The organism is Aliamphritea hakodatensis (genome assembly GCF_024347195.1).
GTDB lineage: Bacteria > Pseudomonadota > Gammaproteobacteria > Pseudomonadales > Balneatricaceae > Amphritea > Amphritea hakodatensis.
In genome coordinates this window covers 1,185,050-1,205,767 of record NZ_AP025281.1, presented here as the reverse complement: position 1 = coordinate 1,205,767, position 20,718 = coordinate 1,185,050, and the positions used below count along the sequence as shown (strand labels likewise).

The 20,718-nt window shown below is 50.3% G+C and carries 19 protein-coding genes; 1 reads left to right on the top strand and 18 read right to left on the bottom strand.

What is annotated here, in order from left to right:
• Nucleotides 1–175: 175 nt before the first annotated feature.
• From adk to rpoE, 18 genes are all read right to left on the bottom strand, one after another.
• On the bottom strand, nt 176–832 hold the full coding sequence (gene adk / locus PCI15_RS05480; RefSeq protein ID WP_271273348.1) for an adenylate kinase: 657 nt from the start codon (nt 830–832) through the stop codon (nt 176–178).
• 291 nt (nt 833–1,123) lie between these two features.
• A complete protein-coding gene (ppc, locus tag PCI15_RS05475; RefSeq protein ID WP_271273347.1) occupies nt 1,124–3,730 on the bottom strand; it encodes a phosphoenolpyruvate carboxylase in 2,607 nt (868 codons plus the stop codon).
• Between the two features lie 104 nt (nt 3,731–3,834).
• Nucleotides 3,835–4,227, bottom strand: a complete 393-nt coding sequence (locus tag PCI15_RS05470) for a hypothetical protein (protein ID WP_271273346.1) — start codon at nt 4,225–4,227, stop codon at nt 3,835–3,837.
• 19 nt (nt 4,228–4,246) lie between these two features.
• The gene (mazG, locus tag PCI15_RS05465) at nt 4,247–5,062 is read right to left on the bottom strand and encodes a nucleoside triphosphate pyrophosphohydrolase (protein WP_271273345.1); all 816 of its coding nucleotides are present in this window, start codon (nt 5,060–5,062) and stop codon (nt 4,247–4,249) included.
• Between the two features lie 23 nt (nt 5,063–5,085).
• Complete coding sequence (relA, locus tag PCI15_RS05460; protein WP_271273344.1) at nt 5,086–7,344, bottom strand: GTP diphosphokinase; 2,259 nt, start codon at nt 7,342–7,344, stop codon at nt 5,086–5,088.
• Nucleotides 7,345–7,590: 246 nt separating this feature from the next.
• Entirely contained in the window at nt 7,591–8,487 is an 897-nt protein-coding gene (cysM, locus tag PCI15_RS05455; RefSeq protein WP_271273343.1) for a cysteine synthase CysM, read from the bottom strand.
• Nucleotides 8,488–8,649: 162 nt separating this feature from the next.
• Nucleotides 8,650–9,024 (bottom strand): holo-ACP synthase, encoded by a 375-nt coding sequence (gene acpS, locus PCI15_RS05450; RefSeq protein WP_271273342.1) that lies wholly within the window; start codon nt 9,022–9,024, stop codon nt 8,650–8,652.
• Nucleotides 9,025–9,033: 9 nt separating this feature from the next.
• Nucleotides 9,034–9,813, bottom strand: a complete 780-nt coding sequence (gene pdxJ / locus PCI15_RS05445; RefSeq protein WP_271273341.1) for a pyridoxine 5'-phosphate synthase — start codon at nt 9,811–9,813, stop codon at nt 9,034–9,036.
• A gap of 74 nt (nt 9,814–9,887) precedes the next feature.
• Complete coding sequence (gene recO, locus PCI15_RS05440; RefSeq protein WP_271273340.1) at nt 9,888–10,592, bottom strand: DNA repair protein RecO; 705 nt, start codon at nt 10,590–10,592, stop codon at nt 9,888–9,890.
• A 26-nt stretch (nt 10,593–10,618) separates the two neighbouring features.
• Nucleotides 10,619–11,554, bottom strand: coding sequence for a GTPase Era (gene era, locus PCI15_RS05435; protein WP_271273339.1), 936 nt, complete (start codon nt 11,552–11,554; stop codon nt 10,619–10,621).
• Nucleotides 11,551–12,234 (bottom strand): ribonuclease III, encoded by a 684-nt coding sequence (gene rnc, locus PCI15_RS05430; protein ID WP_271274581.1) that lies wholly within the window; start codon nt 12,232–12,234, stop codon nt 11,551–11,553. Before rnc ends, era begins: the two co-directional genes overlap by 4 nt.
• Entirely contained in the window at nt 12,234–12,602 is a 369-nt protein-coding gene (locus PCI15_RS05425) for a DUF4845 domain-containing protein (protein WP_271273338.1), read from the bottom strand. The genes rnc and PCI15_RS05425 overlap by 1 nt, the downstream gene beginning before the upstream one ends.
• Before the next feature lie 19 nt (nt 12,603–12,621).
• Entirely contained in the window at nt 12,622–13,443 is an 822-nt protein-coding gene (lepB, locus tag PCI15_RS05420; RefSeq protein ID WP_271273337.1) for a signal peptidase I, read from the bottom strand.
• Between the two features lie 8 nt (nt 13,444–13,451).
• Nucleotides 13,452–15,251, bottom strand: a complete 1,800-nt coding sequence (lepA, locus tag PCI15_RS05415; protein ID WP_271273336.1) for a translation elongation factor 4 — start codon at nt 15,249–15,251, stop codon at nt 13,452–13,454.
• A gap of 197 nt (nt 15,252–15,448) precedes the next feature.
• The gene (locus tag PCI15_RS05410) at nt 15,449–16,855 is read right to left on the bottom strand and encodes a DegQ family serine endoprotease (protein WP_271273335.1); all 1,407 of its coding nucleotides are present in this window, start codon (nt 16,853–16,855) and stop codon (nt 15,449–15,451) included.
• 23 nt (nt 16,856–16,878) lie between these two features.
• Nucleotides 16,879–17,322 carry a SoxR reducing system RseC family protein gene (locus PCI15_RS05405; RefSeq protein WP_271273334.1) on the bottom strand — a complete coding sequence of 148 codons (444 nt, stop codon included), beginning with the start codon at nt 17,320–17,322 and terminating at the stop codon, nt 16,879–16,881.
• A 36-nt stretch (nt 17,323–17,358) separates the two neighbouring features.
• Nucleotides 17,359–18,198: a MucB/RseB C-terminal domain-containing protein gene (locus PCI15_RS05400; RefSeq protein ID WP_271273333.1), complete on the bottom strand. Its 840-nt coding sequence runs from the start codon at nt 18,196–18,198 to the stop codon at nt 17,359–17,361.
• A gap of 73 nt (nt 18,199–18,271) precedes the next feature.
• A complete protein-coding gene (rpoE, locus tag PCI15_RS05395; RefSeq protein ID WP_205659813.1) occupies nt 18,272–18,856 on the bottom strand; it encodes an RNA polymerase sigma factor RpoE in 585 nt (194 codons plus the stop codon).
• Between the two features lie 255 nt (nt 18,857–19,111).
• Between rpoE and nadB the strand changes: the two genes are divergently transcribed.
• On the top strand, nt 19,112–20,704 hold the full coding sequence (nadB, locus tag PCI15_RS05390; RefSeq protein WP_271273332.1) for an L-aspartate oxidase: 1,593 nt from the start codon (nt 19,112–19,114) through the stop codon (nt 20,702–20,704).
• Nucleotides 20,705–20,718: the final 14 nt, after the last annotated feature.

Below are 20,718 nucleotides of genomic sequence, written 5' to 3'. Positions count from 1 at the left end.
AAAACTGTGCATTATTCTGCACATAATCATTTCTTCTTAATTAAACCTCCCTAATATAAAGGCGTTAGGGACGATTCAAGCTGTGCAAAATTCAGCCCTCTTAAGCAACAAAAAAGAAAATCAGACAAAAAAAATGGGCCATCCGGCCCATTTTTCATCATTATAAACGCTCTGATCAGGCATCCAGTGCTGCAAATACTGCATCCCTGATATCGTCTACGCTGCCAACACCGGCAATATACTTATACTGCGGCGCAGACTCAGGCGCTTCTTCAGACCAGCCCTTGTAGTAGCTAACCAGTGGTGCAGTTTGCTCATGGTATACACCCAGACGCAGACGTACAGTTTCTTCCTGATCATCATCACGCTGAACCAGATCTTCTCCGGTTACGTCATCTTTGCCTTCTTCTTTAGGCGGATTGAAAACCACGTGGTAAGTACGTCCAGAACCCGGGTGAACACGGCGACCGCTCATACGCTTGATGATTTCTTCGTCAGCAACATCGATTTCAACCACGGCATCAATCTCGACACCGGCATCCTTCATAGCATCGGCCTGAGGAATGGTCCGCGGGAAACCGTCAAACAGGCAACCATTTACGCAGTCAGCTTCTTTAATACGCTCTTTAACCAGACCAATGATAATGTCATCAGATACCAGACCACCAGCGTCCATTACCTTTTTAGCTTCAATACCCAGAGGCGTACCTGCTTTTACCGCCGCGCGTAACATATCGCCGGTTGAGATCTGTGGAATGCTGTACTTGTCACAAATATACTGTGCCTGAGTACCTTTACCGGCACCCGGGGCACCTAAAAGAATGATACGCATATCAGGATTGCTCCTCGTCAATTTATAATAATCCGGACCCCGGCTGCCGTAGCAACCGGAGTATAATTCTGTTGTCCGTACTTTTGCACGTCACGCATTATTTGCGCGTACCGCCAGCCCTGCTTAACTCGGTGAAATCTGCTCAGACACCGGCGCTTCGCTCTGAATTGGCAATGCTGAAACTGCCAAAGCAAATACAAGCCATCAAGGCTAGTCAAAACCGCAGCCGGGTTCAACCCCCTAATAGACTAACATCTTGCCCGGATACGACAGTTTTGATCTGAAACCCGGTTATCCGGTATTTCTCATCCCGGCGGAGATGCCTGCCATGGTAATCATCAATGCCTGTTCAAGCCGCTCATCTGGCTGGTTTCTGTCGCGGTAGAGCAACTCAGCCTGCAATAAATGCAACGGATCAATATAAGGATTGCGAACATCTATCGACTGTCGGATAACAGGATTTTCCAACAGCAAAGCCTGCTGACCTTTAATCTGTTTCACCAGCGATATCGTATGCGCCAGCCGGCAACGTAAATCAGCACCCAATACCGCCAGCTCATCTGACACCAGACGCTTATCATAATAAGCCGCGATATTTCCATCCGCCTTGGCAACCACCATTTCCAGCATGTCGATATAGGTACGGAAAAACGGCCACTGCTGCCGCATTTCATTAATCAGCGGCAACTGCTGTTGATCAACAGCATCCTGTAAGGCGTTATCGCTCCCCAGCCAGGCCGGCAACATCAGCCTTATCTGCGTCCAGGCAAAGATCCAGGGAATCGCCCGCAGGCTTTCTACCCCGCCATCGGCACGTCTTTTCGCCGGCCGGCTTCCCAGCGGCAGTTTTGCCAGCTCCTGTTCCGGCGTCGCAGCCCGGAAATAAGCAACAAATTGCGGATCATGGCGTACCACTTCCCGATAATGCTTTAAACCGGTTCCCGACAGCTGCGTCATCAGCCCCCGCCACTCATCTTTCGGCGGCGCATGAGGATTTAATGTCGCTTCCAGCGTGGCTGAGGTATACAGCTCCATATTGCGCTCGGCAATTTCCGGCACACCAAACTTAAACCGGATCATCTCCCCCTGCTCTGTCACCCTGAGACTGCCATCTACTGACCCGGGAGGCTGCGCAAGAATGGCAGTATGGCTCGGACCACCACCACGGCCTACCGTACCACCACGCCCATGGAACAGCTTCAGATGTACCCCGTGGGATTGACACAATTCTGTCAGTGCTTCCTGCGCCCGGTACTGACCCCAGGCAGCGGCAAGCTGACCGGCATCCTTGGCGGAATCGGAATAGCCGATCATCACTTCCTGGTGCCCGCCGATATAGGCTTTATACCAGGGAATATCTAACAACTGGCCAATACACTGACGGGCATTATCCAGATCATCCAGTGTTTCAAATAACGGCACGACCGGAATATTATGCTCAATACCCTGTTCTCTCAGCAGCAGGATGACCGCCAGTACATCCGATGGCTGACTGGCCATTGAAATCACATAAGAGCCCAGCGAGTCCGCCTCTTCACGGGCGACCACCTTACAGGTTTCAAGTACCTCTGCGACATCAGCGGTTGGTTGCCAGCGGGCAGGCAGTAACGGCCGCTTATTCTCCAGTTCACCGATCAGCCAGGCCTGTTTTTCGGCTTCTGTCCAGCTGGCATAGTCACCCAGATCATAATATTCACTGAGTTCCGAAAAGACCTGTTCATGGCGGTCCGAATTCTGCCGAATGTCCAGACGCACAAGATTCATTCCGAAACAGGCCACCCGCCGTAGCATATCCTGCAGCAGCCCATCGGCAATTACCGCCATCCCATTGGCCCGCAGCGAACGGTCGATCAGTAATAAGGGGACTTCAACCAACTGACGGGTAATAACCATCTCATAACGGTCAACCGGCTCCCCCCTCAGACATTGCTGCAAACACTGCTGGCTGGTTTGGAAACGCTGACGCAACCTACGTAATAACTCCCGGTAAGGTTCTTTATGGTCACCAACAGCCGCCCGCAGCTCGTCTGAACACGCCCCCATGGAGAGCTCAATACGTAACTGTTCGATATCTTTCAGGTACAGGTCCGTTGCCATCCAGCGGGATAACAGCAGCACCCGTTCAGTGACTTCTGCGGTCACATTCGGATTACCGTCCCGGTCGCCGCCCATCCAGGAAGCAAACCGGACCGGCGCAGCATCTAAAGGTAAATGATGCCCTGTGGCATCAAACAATTGCCGGTCAAGCCGGCGCAAAAATGCCGGAACTGCCTGCCATAAAGAATTTTCAATGACCGTAAATCCCCATTTCGCCTCGTCAACCGGCGTGGGGCGCTCGGTACGGATTTCGTTGGTATGCCAGGCCTGCGCAATCAGATCCCGTAACCGGTGTTCAACCACTTCTCCCCGGTCATTGCGTTTTAAGCAATCCGTAATCGCATCAAATTTCTGAATCAGGGTACGGCGGTTAACTTCGGTAGGATGCGCAGTCAGCACCAGCTCAACATCCAGCTGACTCACTTGCTCTGCAATCTTTTCTTTACTCAGCCCCTGCGCTAGCAGCCGGCCCAGCAAGCCACAAAAAGAATCACTGTGGCAGGCATCGAGAATACCTGAACGGCGCCGCACCCGGTGGTGTTCTTCAGCGAGATTAGCAAGATTTAAAAACTGGCTGAACGCTCTGGCGACAGCCAGCAGTTCATCATCGGAGAGTTGTTTAAGCGCTTCCAGCAGCTCATTGTCCGCAGGCTGCCCGGAGGCCCTTGCCTGCTTGGCCAGATGGCGGATCTGTTCAATTTTTGCCACAAAATCATCGCCACGTTGCGCTGCTATGATTTCCCCCAGACAATCCCCCAGCATCCTTACATCATCGCGAAGGTCTTCGTGCAGACTATTCATCGTAATCTCCTCAGACGGGCATGTGATTACGATACTACTCTATTCTGAAACGGGCACAATAGGCCTTAAGGACGAACAGACAGAGGGGATCTGTCAGCAAATTCTCAGTCAGAAAGCAGCTTATCCAAGGTATATTTAGCCAATTCTAACTGATGATCATTCTGAAAATGCACCCGCCATTCCGTTGAATCAGCATCACGAAGCGTGATGACTAACTGCCGGTTCATACGTTCCTGCTGCTTGTTCAGCTGAAAATCCATCGCCACTGCGGAAACCTCACTGAAGGGGCTGCGCACAAAACCATCAGGATACAGCACCGCCAGTTGCTGACGGGCTTCACTGATAAGAATCGCCGGGGAGCTATCCAGCTCACGGCTCACAATAAAACCTTCTGCCAGCAGCAATTGACGCTGATCGGATTCGCGGAAGTGATTCCAGACTGCCAGCAGAGCAATCAGCCCTGCTATAACAAAAAATTTAACCGGAGGTCGTTTCATAAGTATTGAGTCTCAGAGGTTACAGGCCTTTGGCTTTGGCCTCATCCCACCACTCGTCCAGCTCATCCAGCGTATAGGCATGCCAGTCGCCTTTGCCTGAATCGACCTGATCTTCGATATAATTGAAGCGGCGTTCAAACTTCTGATTACAGCCCCGTAACGCAGTATCCGGGTTAATGCCTAAATGCCTGGCCAGATTAACCTGGGCAAACAGCAGGTCGCCAAACTCATCCCGCACTTCATCCAGATTTCCTTCAGCGATGGCTTCACGCAGCTCGGTAATCTCTTCTTCAATTTTGTCCAGAACCGGCAACGCTGCGCCCCAGTCAAACCCTACCTGTGAAGCTCTGCGGGTCAGTTTTTCGGCCCGGGTCAGTGCCGGTAACGCTCGCGGGACATCATTCAGTACACGCACCTTCTCTACCGGTTTGTCCGCCCGCTCCTGACGTTTAATCGCTTCCCAGTTGGCTTTGATGTCAGCATCAGACAATTCGCCAGCAGGCCGTTCAGCACGTAAATTCCCATCAGGAAATACATGGGGATGACGGCGTATCAGTTTGGTAACAAGACCATCGACAACCGCTTCAAAATCAAAACTGGACTGTTCTTTCCCCAACTGGGCATAAAAAATCACCTGAAACAGCAGGTCACCCAGTTCATCCTGCAGATGCGGCCAGTCTTTCCGCTCGATGGTATCAGCCACTTCATAGGCTTCTTCCAGTGTGTGCGGCACGATACTGGCAAAATCCTGTTTCACATCCCACGGGCAGCCCGTTTCAGGATCACGCAGCCGGCTCATCAGATAGAGCAAATCTTCCAGAGTATAGGGTTTCATGAAACTTCCTGCTGAAGCGGCCTTTACAGGCCGCTGTTACGCTGACGGTGAACGTCGGTGACGTTTGGTACCTGATTGATCTTATCCATTATCCGCCCCAGTAAATCCAGACGGCCGATTTCAACGGTCAGGCTAAGCTGGGCAACGTTGCTCTTTTTATCTGAGCGGGTCTGCGCAGCAATGACGTTAATGTCTTCATTAGCCAGTACCATCATCACATCACGCAATAAGCCGGAACGGTCAAATGCTTCAATAAAGATATCCACCGGATAGGTTGATTCGCCTTCTTCGCTCCAGCTAACCTCAATGATACGTTCGGCTTCATTCTGGCGCAGCTGGAAGGCATTGTTACAGTCTTCCCGGTGAATCGAAACACCCCGTCCCAACGTGATATATCCGATAATCGGATCACCCGGCACCGGTTTACAACAGGAAGCAATAGTCGTAAGCAGATTACCGACACCGCGGATTTTAATACCTTCATACGTCTCTGATGACTGCTCCGCAAACGATGGCAATTCCAGATCAAGCTGCTCGTCCGCCTGCTCGGTTTCTACCTGCTGCTGAGCGGCATTAATGATCTGCGAGAGGCGCAGGTCACCGGCGCCCAGCGCGGCATTCATATCTTCAGCGTTTTTATAATTAACCTGCTCAGCCAACTGATTAAAGTTAATTTCCGCCAGCTCTATGGCCAGACGGTGGAATTCGCGTTCAATAATCTTCCGGCCAGCGGCAGCGTTTTTGTCTTTGTCCTGCTCTTTAAACCAATGCTGTACCTTGGCACGGGAGCGGGAATTGGTAATGTAACCCAGGTTAGGGTTTAACCAGTCCCGGCGAGGATGCTCAACATTCGACGTCAGAATCTCAATCTGATCACCGGTTTGCAGCTGACGGGTCAGCGGAACAATTCTTCCGTTAACCTTGGCTCCCCGACAGCGGTGGCCCACTTCGGTATGTACCCGGTATGCAAAATCCACCGGCGTGGATTCAGACGGCATGTCCACCACATGACCGTCCGGCGTGAATACATACACCCGGTCGTGGGTCACGTCGCCACTGATCATATCGGAAAATTCTTCGCTGCCGCCCAGATCCTCAGTCCACTCAAGCACCTGACGCAACCAGGCAATCTTCTCTTCATAAGAATTGCTGTGAGACTGAGTATCAGTCCCTTTATACAGCCAGTGAGCACACACACCCAGCTCAGCTTCTTCGTGCATGGTGTGGGTACGCACCTGGATTTCCAGAACCTTATTATCCGGCCCGAAAACAGCAGTATGCAGTGAGCGGTAGCCATTCGCCTTAGGCGAGGCGATATAGTCATCAAACTCGTGGGGAATGTTGCGCCACAGCCCATGCACGATACCTAATACGGTATAACAGTCACGGATTTCCGGCACCAGGATGCGCACTGCCCGAATATCGTATACCTGATTAAAGTCGATATTCTTACGCTGCATTTTGCGCCAGATACTGTAGATATGTTTGGCCCGGCCAGACATATCACCTTCGATACTGGCTTTATCCAGCTCGGTATGCAGTATTTCCAGAACCGTATCAATAAATTCCTGACGGTCCAGACGCTTTTCATCCAGTAAACCGGCAATACGCTTATAGTCATTTGGCTTGAGGTAGCGGAATGAAAGGTCTTCCAGCTCCCATTTGATATGCCCGATGCCGAGGCGATGCGCCAGCGGCGCATACACATCGAAAACCTCGCGGGCCACGATGTAACGTTTCTTGCGTGAGCCCTGCTTTACACCACGAATCGCGCAGGTACGTTCTGCGATCTTGATCAGTACCACACGGACATCGTCGATCATTGAGACCAGCATACGACGGACATTGTCCAGCGGATTACCACTTTGCCCCAGTACCTTTTCACGGCGGGGATTCTGCCGGCTGCCAATGGCCGCCATCTGCAGAACACCATCGACCAGCTTTTCAATATTGGCACCGAAACGGCGGCGTACATCATCCAGTGCCAGCTTCTGTTCACGAACACTGCGGTACAGAATCGCCGCCACCAACGCATCCTGATCCTGATTCAGTTCAATCAGAATCTGTGCCATTTTCAGACCGGTGACATAACTGTCTTCAGTTTCGGCCCAGGCCTCCTCGGACGGTGCTTCCTGTTCTTTTAAACTCTGAGCTAACTCACAGGCCTGCCGAACGACTTCTACATCGTCCAGCTCAACCTGTTCCTGCAAACGTTCTATCCATAAATCCAGGTCAACACTGCCGTCATCATGGATAGGATGATCTTCACGTACTTTAACCATGGCTCACGCCACTCCCTCTATGCCAGCAGGACAATGCCCTGCTTGCTTATTTACCCCTGAGAAAAACACTTATAATTCTTATTCTTCGTCAGTAAGCGTATACAAAATACCTATAAACCCCTTACTGACTGCGCGCACATTTTAGTCTTTATGACCTTCGATAGCGAGCAAGTTCAGTTTTATTCAGTGATATCCAAAAACGCAAAAAGGCAGCCGAAGCTGCCTTTAAAACAGAGATCAACAACCTTAAGGGTTAAACACGCCGGTCGACAGATAACGGTCGCCGCGGTCACAGATAATGCAGACAATCACCGCATTCTCAACCTGCTGAGCAATACGTAATGCACCGGCTACCGCGCCACCGGAAGAAACCCCGCAAAAGATGCCTTCTTCTTTGGCAAGTGCACGCATGGTATTTTCCGCTTCTTCCTGACCGATATCCAGCACGGTATCGACCCGGGAAGCATCAAAAATAGACGGCAAATATTCTTCCGGCCAACGGCGAATCCCAGGAATTGAGGCACCGTCACTGGGCTGAAGACCAATAATTTCTATGTCCGCATTCTGCTCTTTAAGATAACGGGAAGTTCCCATAATCGTACCGGTTGTACCCATAGAACTGACAAAATGAGTGACGGCTCCCTGAGTCTGCTGCCAGATTTCAGGGCCGGTTCCGGTATAATGTGCAACCGGGTTATCCAGATTGGCAAACTGATCCAGCACCACTCCCTGACCTTCAGCCTGCATTTGCAATGCCAGGTCCCGGGCCCCTTCCATACCTTCTTCAGGGGTCACAGTGATCAGCTCAGCGCCATAAGCCGTCATTGAAGCTTTACGCTCTTCACTGCCATTGTCAGGCATGATGAGCTTCATTTTATACCCTTTGATTGCAGCAGCCATCGCCAGTGCAATACCGGTGTTCCCGGATGTCGCTTCAATCAGAATATCACCGGGTTTAATATCCCCCCGGTCTTCCGCCTGCTGAATCATGCTCAGTGCCGGACGATCCTTAACCGAACCCGCCGGGTTGTTACCTTCCAGCTTACACAGTACGGTATTGCCCTTGCCAACATTGAGGCGCTGTAAACGCACCAGTGGCGTATTGCCGACATAATCTTCGATGGTTGGGAACTGAATCGTCATAGGTCACCTGACAGGCCCTGAACTTCAGGGCGCATAAATATAACTTTTTCGCATAAAAAAACTATTTTTTAAAATGCATTTCTAAAAGCGGATACTAACGACACCATTCGCAAAGCTCAAGTGAAACAGGCGCATCTTATCGCTACTAAAGTGGTAAAGCTGTCAGCTTTCGGCAATCACAAACGCAACCACGTGAGCCTGCTCATCACTGTAGGACACATGCCAGCTTCTGATCCCCAGCTCAGTCGCTCGGGCCTGAGCATTTCCGGTTACCTCCAGCAGAGGCTTGCCCAGTGTATCGTGACCGATCTCGAACTGCTGCCAGCCGATACCGTGCCCAATACCGGTGCCAAGCGCTTTAACCGCCGCTTCTTTCGCGGCAAAACGCTTGGCGAGAAATCTGGCCGGCTGAGCACTCTGAGCAAACTGCTCGTGCTCCGCCGGGGTCAGGATTCTGCCCGCCAGCTTAGGGGTACGGTTCAGTGCAGCTTCAATTCTGGCAATTTCAAGAATATCGGTGCCGATACCGCAAATCATAAATGGCTCTTACTCAGCATTCTGAAGGGCATCACGAAGCGGTTGTACCCGTGCCTGAGTCACCCGTAACAGATCACGCATTTCAGAAACAGCATCCTTCAGCCCGACAAACACCGCCCGGGCAATAATGCCGTGGCCTATATTCAGTTCTGTCAGCTCCGGAATTTCAGCGATTTGTTCAACATTATGATAGTGCAAACCGTGACCGGCATTCACAATCAGACCTTTTTGATACGCATAGCTGGCGGCTTCACGGATACGGGCCAGCTCTGCTGCCTGCTCTTCTGCTGTTTCTGCATCAGCATAAGCACCGGTATGTAATTCAATGACCGGGGCACCGCAACGGATGGTGGCGTCTATCTGTGCATTATCAGGATCAATAAACAGTGAAGCTTCAACCCCGGCACTGGCCAGACGGTCACAGGCGGCTTTTACCTTATCTTCCTGTCCGACAACATCCAGACCGCCTTCAGTGGTCAGCTCTTCACGCTTTTCCGGTACCAGACAGGCATGGGATGGCTTTACTTTTTCAGCAATCGTCAGCATTTCATCAGTGACGGCCATCTCAAAATTCATCCGGGTCTGCAGTGTTTCAGCCAGAAGATAGATGTCACGGTCCTGAATATGGCGACGGTCTTCACGCAGGTGTACGGTTATACCGTCTGCACCGGCCTCTTCGGCCATCGCCGCAGCCTGTACCGGATCAGGGTAACGTGTTCCGCGCGCCTGACGTAAGGTCGCGATATGATCAATATTCACCCCAAGAAGTAAGCGTTTTGGTTCGACCACTGTAATCCCCTAATACACCGGACTCTTTTTGAGCCGGAAAAAATCAAAAAAAAAAAATGATCAGCCCTTATCAGCTAATCGCCGGCACCCGCCTGAATACTTATTTTAGTGAATAACTCACGGCTGCGTAAACGCTGATGTCCGAGTAAATGATCAAACACCTGACGCATTAATCGCTTGGCAACCTTTCTGACGGCTGCCTGAGTATATTCTTCCCGCCCCATCGCCTGCAGTAGCTCGGCAGGCAGAGCTGCTTTATTCATCGGACTGGTCTGGCAAAAACCCTGTTCCGGATGATAATAATAGTGCCGTTCAGGGAGACAGCGGGTAAAATCAAAATCATAACCCAGCTGTTGTAACAGCTGACGCTCAAAGACCCGCAGCGCTACCTCTATATCGGTGCCGTCAAGCAACTCATTCAGCACATACTGATAATAAACATAGAGTCTGGGGTGCGGATCAATATTTTGCAGCAACCGTTCCAGAAGTTCGTTCACATACAAACCGCATAACAGCGCAGAGCCGGTCAGAAAAACCGGCGCAGCAACAGCTTCAGCCGTGATCAGCGTTTTCAGTTCCTGGCGGCCCCGCCAGCTAATTTGCAGAGGTGTGAACGGTTGCAGAACGGCACGGAATTTTGACTTGGGATTGCGGGCGCCTTTCACGACCGCACTGACTTTTCCATGCTCAAGTGTGAAGAAGTCCACCAGCGCACTGGTGTCCCGGTAAGGCCGGCTATGTAAAACATAAGCGGCCTGCGCATCTACCTGAAACGCCATCTTAAGCCGCCTGCCGGAGGGTCAGATCAGTCCAGATCGTTATAACCAAGGCTGCGAAGCGCCCTTTCATCATCGGACCAGTTAGAACGGACCTTAACCCACAGGTTCAGCATGACCTTGGTCTCGAACATATCTTCCATATCGATGCGGGCATCCCGCCCGATGCCTTTGATCTTGGCACCTTTATCACCGATAACTATACGTTTCTGCCCTTCCCGCTCGACCAGAATCAGTGCATGAATCACCAGGATGCCCCGCTCATTTCTGCCGAACTCTTCGATTTCCACCGTCGTACCGTAAGGGATCTCATCCCCCAGATTACGCATCAGTTTCTCACGCACAAGTTCTGCCGCTAAAAAACGGGAACTGCGGTCAGTAATCTGATCTTCCGGATAAAAATGCATGCTTTTTGGCAGCTGCGCATTCACCGCTGCTTCAAGCCGGTCAACATTGGTGCCTTTCTCCGCAGAGATAGGAATGATTTCCTGAAAATCCATTTTTTCAGATAGCACAGCCAGGTGTGGCAACAGGGATTCTTTATCTTCCAGCTGATCAATCTTATTGACCGCCAGAATGACTGGGCATTTAGCCCCCTGAACCTTGTCGAACACGATCTGGTCTTCATCTGTCCAGGCGGTACGGTCAATGATAAAAATCACCGCATCCACGTCCCGGAGTGCAGAACTGGCCGCTTTATTCATGTAGCGGTTAATCGCTTTATCCTGGTCTTTATGCAAACCCGGCGTATCGACATAAACCGCCTGAATGTCCCCTTCAGTCTTAATGCCTGAAATCTGATGACGGGTTGTCTGAGGCTTACGGGAAGTAATACTCAGCTTCTGGCCAAGAATGTAATTCAGCAGCGTCGACTTACCGACGTTAGGCCGGCCAACGATCGCCACAAATCCACAATGCTGATTATCATTCGGCTCAGCCAGCATGTAACTCAGATCCCGGCTCATGCGACACCCACTTTCAGTTCAACAAGTGCCTCACGGGCCGCTTCCTGTTCCGCCTGACGGCGACTGTTACCGGTTCCTTCGGTAGGTTTATCCAGCAGGCTCACAGTACAGCGGATATAAAATGTCTGCTGATGGGCTTCCCCTTCAACGGACATCAGTTCGTATTCAGGCAAAGCAACCCGGCGGGACTGTAAAAACTCCTGCAGGCGGGTCTTGGAATCTTTCTGGGTATTCTGCAAATTCGTCTGCTCGAGACGTTCTTTATACCAGCGCAAAACGTAACCGCGGCAGACCTCCATATCGCTGTCCAGATAAATGGCACCGATAATCGCTTCAACCGCATCGGCCAGAATTGAATCACGACGAAAGCCGCCGCTTTTCAGCTCACCGGACCCCAGCTTCAGATAATCTCCCAGTTTCATTTCACGGGCGATCTCGGCCAGGGTTTCACCCTTAACCAACTGTGCCCGCAACCGGCTTAACTGACCTTCTTTCGCTTCAGGAAAACGTTTAAACAACGCCTCAGCGATCACAAAATTCAGAATAGAATCGCCAAGAAACTCCAGACGCTCGTTATTCCGCTTTCCATGACTGCGGTGGGTAACAGCCAGCTCAGCAAGACTTTCATCCTTAAAGGTGTAATTCAGCTTTCGGGCCAGCTCTGTGACAGACTTAATAATCAACGGGGAATCACTTCATACTTCTCATCAAACTTTACCAAAGCAGCAACGTTAAAGAACATTGGCACTTCGACCTGGTAATTCAGTGTAATAGTTAATACACCTTCGTTCCGTTCCAGTTTCAGCGCTTCTTCTGAAGGCAGCTTAACCTGATTTATGCGGAAACGTTTCGATAACGACAACCGGATTTCCCGGTTCGATTTGGCAATTTCTGACTGATTTTCAGTCAGATCAACAACCGTTGAATTGATCAGGTAATGATCAAAAAAAACCGGGTATAGCTTCAGGCCCACGGCTGCAAAAATACCGATGACCATCAGAATCATCATGGTTGAAAAAAAAGATGCACCACGCTGTTGTCGTCTCATATTGCAGACCTCTCCGAGGTTACTTAATCATCCTTGCATCACCAAAGTCAGGGACAGAGAAGAAGGTATTCCAGTGCATCCACACTGCAAACGCCTTACCAACCAGCAACTCATCAGGCACAAAGCCCCAGTAACGGCTGTCGTTACTGTTGTCGCGGTTATCCCCAACCATGAAATAATGTCCTTCCGGCACTACCCACTCTGCCGCAATCCTTGGCGGAGTCAGATCACGATACATTTCGTGAGTCACCGGCCCCAGCTGTTCTTCGATCAGCGCCCGCACCGGCTTACCCGGAGGCAGCTGCGCCAGCACCTTCTGCGGCTGGGGTTTATCATTAACATATAGCACTTTATTAAAGTACTTAATACGGTCACCGGGTAAACCGACTACCCGCTTTATGTAATTAATGGCCGGCTGTTTAGGGTATTTGAAAACAACCACATCGCCCCGCTGCGGGTCATTCATCGGAATAACCTTGGTACCCAGTACCGGCAAACGGAACCCGTATTCCCATTTATTAACCAGTATAAAGTCGCCGATTTTAAGGGTTGGCAGCATAGATCCGGACGGAATCTGGAAAGGTTCTACCAAAAAAGAACGAAGAATAAGGACAATGAATAACACCGGAAATAAAGACCGCGCAGTATCAATCAGCGCATTTTCTTTATTCAGCCCGTCGAGCGTATCATCAGAAAGTGAGGTACCGTTCTCAGCTGCCTGCGCAGCCGCAACAGCAATCCGCTGACGACGGTTCGCAGACAACATAACCCGGTCATATACCCACCCAAGCGCAGCCAGAAAGGTTAACGCGACCAGTACCAGTGCAAAGTCAAAGTCCATGCTTGTTCCTAGTTATCAACTTTTAATACAGCCAGGAATGCGTCCTGAGGAATCTCAACACGGCCAACCTGCTTCATACGTTTCTTACCTTCTTTCTGCTTTTGCAGCAGTTTCTTCTTACGGCTCACATCACCGCCGTAACACTTAGCCGTTACGTTTTTACGCAGCGCTTTTACAGTTGTCCGGGAAATGATTTTACCGCCAATGGCGGCCTGAATCGCCACATCAAACATTTGACGGGGAATCAGTTCTTTCATCTTTTCACACAGCATACGGCCACGGTACATAGCATTATCTTTATGCAGAATAACCGCCAGTGCATCGACTTTTTCACCGTTAATCAGAATATCAAGCCGCACCAGCTTAGCTTCTTCAAACCGAACAAAATTATATTCCAGCGAAGCATAACCCCGACTGACTGACTTCAGACGATCGAAGAAATCCAGTACCACCTCGGCCATTGGCAGCTCATATGAAATCTGCACCTGATTACCGACAAAGTTCATTTGCTTCTGAACACCACGCTTATCGACGCACAGACCGATAACCTGGCCAAGATAGTCCTGCGGCACCAGAATATTGGCTTCGACGATTGGCTCACGCATCTCGTTAATAGAGCCAAGATCCGGCAGTTTCGAGGGGCTGTCGATATGAATAATATCTTTATTATTCATTTCAAGTTCGTAAATTACTGTCGGTGCAGTGGTCACCAGGTCCAGATTATATTCACGTTCTAAACGCTCCTGAATGATCTCCATGTGCAGCATGCCAAGGAAGCCACAGCGGAAACCGAAACCCAGCGCATCGGAAGATTCTGGTTCAAAAAATAAAGAAGCATCGTTCAGCGTCAGTTTATCCAGCGCCTCACGGAAGTCTTCATAGTCATCTGAACTGGTCGGGAATAAGCCGGCATATACCTGCGGCTGAACTTTCTGGAAGCCTGGCAGGCTTTCAACTTCAGGAGTTTTGGCGTGGGTTATGGTATCACCTACCGGAGCGCCATGAATGTCTTTGATGCCCGCGACAACGTAGCCTACTTCACCGGCTTTCAGCTCATTGGTTTCATGCCGTTTCGGGGTAAAAATACCGACACTGTCGACACTCTGAACCTGACCGGTCGACTTAATAACAATCTTATCTTTCTTACGCAGCACACCGTCTTTAACACGTACAAGTGAGACCACACCCAGATAGTTATCAAACCAGGAATCAATAATCAGGGCCTGAAGAGGTGCATCCACATTACCTTCCGGTGCAGGGATTGTTTCCACCAGCGCTTCGAGTACATCATCAATGCCCAGGCCACTTTTTGCACTGCAAGGTACGGCATCGGTCGCATCAATACCGATGACTTCTTCAATTTCCAGCCGAACGCGATCAGGTTCAGCCTGTGGCAAGTCCATCTTATTCAGTACCGGCAGTACTTCCAGTCCCTGTTCCAGCGCTGTATAACAGTTAGCAACAGACTGGGCTTCAACACCCTGCGCGGCATCAACCACCAGCAAAGCGCCTTCACAGGATGCAAGTGAACGGGATACTTCATAACTGAAGTCCACGTGCCCCGGCGTATCGATAAAGTTCAGCTGATAAGTTTCGCCGTCTTTCGCTGTATAGTTCAGCGTGACACTCTGCGCCTTAATCGTAATACCGCGCTCACGCTCAATATCCATTGAGTCAAGCACCTGGGCTGCCATTTCACGTTCAGACAAACCTCCGCAGGTCTGAATAAAGCGGTCTGCCAGGGTAGATTTACCGTGGTCGATATGGGCAATAATTGAAAAATTTCGAATATGATCGAGCTTACTCACCGTGCATTCACCAGCATAAGATATAGGGCGCGCGATTGCTTACAAACAGGCGCGAAATCAGAAGCGGCCAAGTGTACCGTATTTAACTTTGCGCGGCCATTGAAAACCCGCCGATAAAGCCAACCTCTGCAAGCAGTCAAAAGAAGAAAAGCACAAAAAAGAAGGGAGTCATGCTCCCTTCCTGTTTCACGGTCTGTTTACTTCAGTTTAAGCGGGATAAACATTGGGCTGCCGCGGCGAACAATTCGCATTGGCACAGCTTTTCCTGTTGGCAAATCAGCAACCACCTCACCGAACTGTCCCGCAGATTCAATGCGCTGGCCGTTCAGTATTGTAATAACGTCACCCGGTAGCAGACCGGCATCCGCCCCAGCCCCGGCATCAACACGGCGCACAATCACCCCGGAGGCGACATTCCAGCGATCTTTCACCTGCTGGTCCAGCTCGCCAATCTGAATATTCAGCCGGTTAGCATCAGGCTTATTACTCTTTGGCGAACGGGTATTCATGGCCATCGCACCGTCATCAAGCACACCAATTGCTACATCAATATTCTGGCGGCCGCCATTACGGATCACGCTCACAACGGCATCAGAACCGGGCTTAACTCTGCCCACATGATGCGGCAAATCACTGGAACGGTTAATCGCCATTCCGTTAAAACTGTAAATCACATCACCTTCCATCAGACCTGCCGCCTCGGCAGGGCTGCCCGGCAATACTTTTGCAACCAGAGCACCTTCTGGTTTATCCAGACCAAAAGACTCAGCCAGATCCCGGCTGACTTCCTGAATCACCACACCTAACCAGCCGCGCTGTACTTCGCCATTTGCCTTGAGCTGATCGACAACATCCATTGCCACATTCATGGGAATCGCGAATGAAAGCCCCATAAAACCGCCAGAACGGGTATAGATCTGCGAGTTAATTCCGATAACTTCACCGTCCAGATTAAACAGCGGACCACCCGAGTTACCCGGATTAATCGCAACGTCCGTCTGAATAAACGGCACGTAGGTGCCATTCGATAAGCTACGGTCTGTCGCACTGATAATGCCTGCCGTTACAGAGTAATCGAATCCAAATGGCGATCCGATTGCCAGCACCCATTCACCCACCTCGGCCTTATCTGAATTCCCCATCGGAACCGTTGGCAGGTTATCCGCGTCTATTTTCAAAAGCGCTACGTCCGAACGTTCATCCGAACCAATCACCTTTGCTTCCAGTTGCCGACGATCATTAAGACGAACAATGACCTCATCCGCATCTTTAATCACGTGGTGATTAGTCAGCACGTAACCGTCTTCAGAAATGATGAACCCGGAACCCAGTGACTGAGGCGCCTGACGGCGTGGCTGGGAACCTTCATTACCCGGAGGCAAACGGAAGAAATGCCTGAATATTTCAGGAATCTGTTCGCCGTTAGGCCCTTCAAACTCTGGGAAATTACTCTGCCGCTGTGCCTGAGACTGGGTAGTACTGATGTTAACAACTGCTGGCGATGCTTTTTTTACCAGTTCCTTAAACTCAGGTAATGCCGCCTGAACAGGCGCTACAATGACGAACAAAATGATAAAACTGAATAATTTATGTAATGATTTCATACAGGATCCTTGAATCATCCACATCAGATATGAGTAACAACACGCAATAAGACGGGCTGAAAACGGCAGTTTCTGCCAAAGCGCCGGCTAATTAAACGCACAGCCAGAAACCCCACCAGCAGGCCTGCCAGCGCACTGAAAATGACGACAGGTTCTGAATATGCTGCCATTTGTGCACATACAGCCAGCACAAACATAGCAACCAGAGGCAACAGATAAATAAGTAACGAAGCACTCAGGAAGGTACTTTCCTCAACCCCCAGAACAACCTGATCATCAGGCTTAACCGGCAGGTTATCCGGATTATCAACGGAGATTTTCAGCTTCCTGCCATCGCCTACTTTTGCCAGCAAACTTTGCCCGCAATTTTTTTGAGAACTGCAAGTTGAACAACTGCTCTGCTTAACCGTTTCCACGACCAAGTTATCGTCATTTACAGAGATAACCCGGCCTGTTTCTTCAATCATGTCAGATATCTACACAATAAGATTCAGTCACCTGAATCAGTCTTTTGCTTTAACTGAATTAGCAATCCGGTCTGCAACGGTTAAAGGCACATCACCGACAACGGTTATAAAACGGTCATCCTGTGTTTTTCCGACAGCCACAACGTCGCCAACCCGGGTCACGCCTTCAAGCGAAGCCTGTTGTTTCAGTTCTTCAACACACACAGTAAATGCATTCTTACCATTAGAAAAGACGGCAACTTCAGCGGTAGAAGTGCGCCCGTTTTTCACTGGGGAATACCCTTCAGGTACCCAGTTCGGCTGCCAGGACGATGCTTCTGCAGCAACCAGTGTTTCATGTTGTTTAATATATTTTGTGAGGCTCTGGTTAAGACGAATAACATCAGGCTCACCTTCAGCAGTCTCCGCCGTACGATCACCATACTGTGCCGGTAACACATCCGCAGAGACAGGCGTATTCGGCAGAATAAAGCCAGTATTCGGAGTGCTTTGCGCTAAACCTTCACCGGCAGGAACTCCACCGTATTGCTGAGCTCCCAGAATAACAACGGCTGTTACAGAAGCCGCCATTGCCATACTTGCCACAGGTTTCAACAGATACTCACGCCAACCAATTGTCCGCGTCGCCGAAGAGTCTTCACCCGGCTTCATTGTATACGTCGGTTCATCATCGACTGCAGCCATGACAGCGCTGCTGATATCCATCACTACCGGAGACTCATCCTGTTTCATAACAGAACTGGCCAGATGATACCGTTGCCATTTTTCGCCGGACTTCTGATCTTCAGGCAGCCGTTTTAGCAGACTTCTTAACTCTAACTCACTGACTTCATTATCCATCAGAGCTGAGATAGTCTCTTGCTGATGATCACTCATTGCTGATCTCCTCACACACTAAAAGTAGTACGCATTTCACCTTTTCTCTATACAACACCAGACCTCTCAATCCTTATTGTATAAACGGAGCAATTTCTTTATCGATTGCTTCACGTGCCCGGAATATTCTGGAACGGACGGTGCCCACCGGACAATCCATAATATTCGCGATATCTTCATAACTGAGCCCTTCAAACTCACGTAACGATAAAGCCGCTCGCAGGTCTTCAGGAAGCTTATCTAATGTCTTTCTTACCACTTGTGACAACTCATCGCGGTATAAGTTGTTTTCCGGATTCTCAATATCTCTTAATCCCCGGCCACTCTCTAACTGATGTGCATCATCCACGTCCACATCCATATCAGGTGGCCGCCGGCCTTTAGCCACAAGATGATTCTTGGCCGTATTGATTGCTATACGGTATAGCCAGGTATAAAACGCACTGTCGCCGCGAAACTTTGGCAACGCCCGGTACGCCTTAATAAATGCTTCCTGAGAAACATCCATCGCCTCATGGTGGTCATATACATACCGGCCAATGAGACCAATGATCTTGTGCTGGTACTTTTTTACCAATAAATCAAAGGCGGTCTTGTCACCCGCTTGAACCCGCTCAACCAACCTCTGATCAACCGATGCTTGGCTTTCGCTAGACATTCGTTTCCTTAATACAAAACTCTACAATAATGGCTATCTTATTCAGCCCGCAGGAAAAAATGAATGCCTGCTGTGCAATCAGCTCACCAATGACTGCCAAATCATAGTGTATGAACCTTGTCGGCACGTTAAGTTCCACCAGTGTCATGTTTTTGATAAATATTTTTCGGAATTATTATTTCAGGCTGGTGACAGCACGGCGTTCAGGCAATAATTAGCAGCTGATAAACAGCCTTTTGCTTGCGGACCTTTCTCATGGGTAAAGAATTTCAGTACGACGTTTTAATTATTGGCAGCGGTGCTGCAGGTCTGGGCCTTGCACTGCAATTGCCCGAACAACAGCGAATTGCCGTACTGAGCAAAGCCGATCTTACCAGCGGCTCAACCTATCAGGCACAGGGCGGCATCGCAGCCGTAATGGACAACACAGACACTCCGCAGGCGCATATAGACGACACAATAACAGCCGGTGTTAACCTGAGCCGGCCGGAGGCCGTCAGCTTCACGGTCGAACAGGGTAAGAACAGCATCGACTGGCTAATTGGCCAAGGCGTACCTTTTACCCAGCATGACGGTGAATATCATCTGACGAAGGAAGGCGGTCACAGCCACCGGCGGATTATTCACTCTGCAGATGCAACCGGCCAGGCAATTCAGCAAACCCTGATCCAGCGGGCCAGGGAAAGTGAGAACATTGACCTGGTTGAGGACTGTATCGCTGTTGACCTGATTACCCGGCGCAAGCTGAATCTGGCCAGTAACGCCTGTATTGGTGCGTATGTCCTCAATAACAAGACTGAGAAGGTCGATGTATTCAAAGCCCGGGCGGTTGTGCTGGCCACCGGCGGTGCCAGTAAAGCTTACCTTTATACCAGCAACTCCGACGGTGCCTCCGGTGATGGCATTGCTATCGCCTGGCGGGCGGGCTGCCGGGTCAGCAACCTTGAATTCAATCAGTTTCATCCAACCTGCCTGTACCACCCTCAGGCCAAATCATTTCTGATTACCGAAGCGGTGCGGGGAGAAGGTGGAAAACTGCTGTTACCTGATGGCAGACGTTTTATGGACAAGTTCGATCCCCGCGGAGAACTTGCCCCCCGGGATATCGTCGCCAGAGCCATTGACCACGAGATGAAACGTCTTGGTTCCGACTGCCTGTTTCTTGATATCTCCCATAAACCGGCAAGTTTTATCAAAGAACATTTCCCCACGATTTACGAACGGTGCCTGAGTTACGGCATTGATATTACCCGCCAGCCGATCCCGGTAGTACCTGCTGCACATTACACCTGCGGCGGCATTATGACGGACAAACACGGCCGTACCGACATAGAAGGCCTGTACGCCGTGGGCGAAACGGCATTTACCGGACTTCACGGGGCCAACCGGTTAGCAAGCAATTCATTACTGGAATGTATCGTTTACGCATCGTCCGCCGCCCGACATATCAGCAAAAACCTCAACACGGACTCGGTCATTCCCGACGTGCCCGGCTGGGATGAATCTCAGGTAACGGATTCTGACGAAGATGTAATTATCGCCCACAACTGGGATGAACTGCGCCGTTTCATGTGGGATTACGTCGGCATAGTCCGTACCGACAAACGTTTGCAGCGCGCCAAACACAGGGTTGACCTGCTACAGCAGGAAATTACTGACTATTACAGTAATTATAAAATCAGCCGCGACTTACTGGAATTAAGAAATCTGGCGGTCGTGGCAGATCTGATTATCCGCTGTGCAATGCTTCGCAAAGAAAGTCGCGGGCTGCATTACACGCTGGACTATCCGGCGACACATGCAGAACCCCGCGACAGTATTCTTACACCGATTAACTATGACTGGTAAGCCGCTCCGGTAAT

What these genes read in the sequence shown, in the direction of transcription:
- ppc (WP_271273347.1), bottom strand. Translation starts at nt 3,730, where the DNA reads ATGAATAGTCTGCACGAAGACCTTCGCGATGATGTAAGGATGCTGGGG.
- lepB (WP_271273337.1), bottom strand. Translation starts at nt 13,443, where the DNA reads ATGGACTTTGACTTTGCACTGGTACTGGTCGCGTTAACCTTTCTGGCT.
- PCI15_RS05410 (WP_271273335.1), bottom strand. Translation starts at nt 16,855, where the DNA reads ATGAAATCATTACATAAATTATTCAGTTTTATCATTTTGTTCGTCATT.
- rpoE (WP_205659813.1), bottom strand. Translation starts at nt 18,856, where the DNA reads ATGTCTAGCGAAAGCCAAGCATCGGTTGATCAGAGGTTGGTTGAGCGG.
- era (WP_271273339.1), bottom strand. Translation starts at nt 11,554, where the DNA reads ATGAGCCGGGATCTGAGTTACATGCTGGCTGAGCCGAATGATAATCAG.
- PCI15_RS05400 (WP_271273333.1), bottom strand. Translation starts at nt 18,198, where the DNA reads ATGAGTGATCATCAGCAAGAGACTATCTCAGCTCTGATGGATAATGAA.
- recO (WP_271273340.1), bottom strand. Translation starts at nt 10,592, where the DNA reads ATGGCGTTTCAGGTAGATGCGCAGGCCGCTTATGTTTTACATAGCCGG.
- PCI15_RS05405 (WP_271273334.1), bottom strand. Translation starts at nt 17,322, where the DNA reads ATGATTGAAGAAACAGGCCGGGTTATCTCTGTAAATGACGATAACTTG.
- adk (WP_271273348.1), bottom strand. Translation starts at nt 832, where the DNA reads ATGCGTATCATTCTTTTAGGTGCCCCGGGTGCCGGTAAAGGTACTCAG.
- PCI15_RS05425 (WP_271273338.1), bottom strand. Translation starts at nt 12,602, where the DNA reads ATGAGACGACAACAGCGTGGTGCATCTTTTTTTTCAACCATGATGATT.
- nadB (WP_271273332.1), top strand. Translation starts at nt 19,112, where the DNA reads ATGGGTAAAGAATTTCAGTACGACGTTTTAATTATTGGCAGCGGTGCT.
- mazG (WP_271273345.1), bottom strand. Translation starts at nt 5,062, where the DNA reads ATGAAACCCTATACTCTGGAAGATTTGCTCTATCTGATGAGCCGGCTG.
- acpS (WP_271273342.1), bottom strand. Translation starts at nt 9,024, where the DNA reads ATGATTTGCGGTATCGGCACCGATATTCTTGAAATTGCCAGAATTGAA.
- cysM (WP_271273343.1), bottom strand. Translation starts at nt 8,487, where the DNA reads ATGACGATTCAGTTCCCAACCATCGAAGATTATGTCGGCAATACGCCA.
- relA (WP_271273344.1), bottom strand. Translation starts at nt 7,344, where the DNA reads ATGGTTAAAGTACGTGAAGATCATCCTATCCATGATGACGGCAGTGTT.
- PCI15_RS05470 (WP_271273346.1), bottom strand. Translation starts at nt 4,227, where the DNA reads ATGAAACGACCTCCGGTTAAATTTTTTGTTATAGCAGGGCTGATTGCT.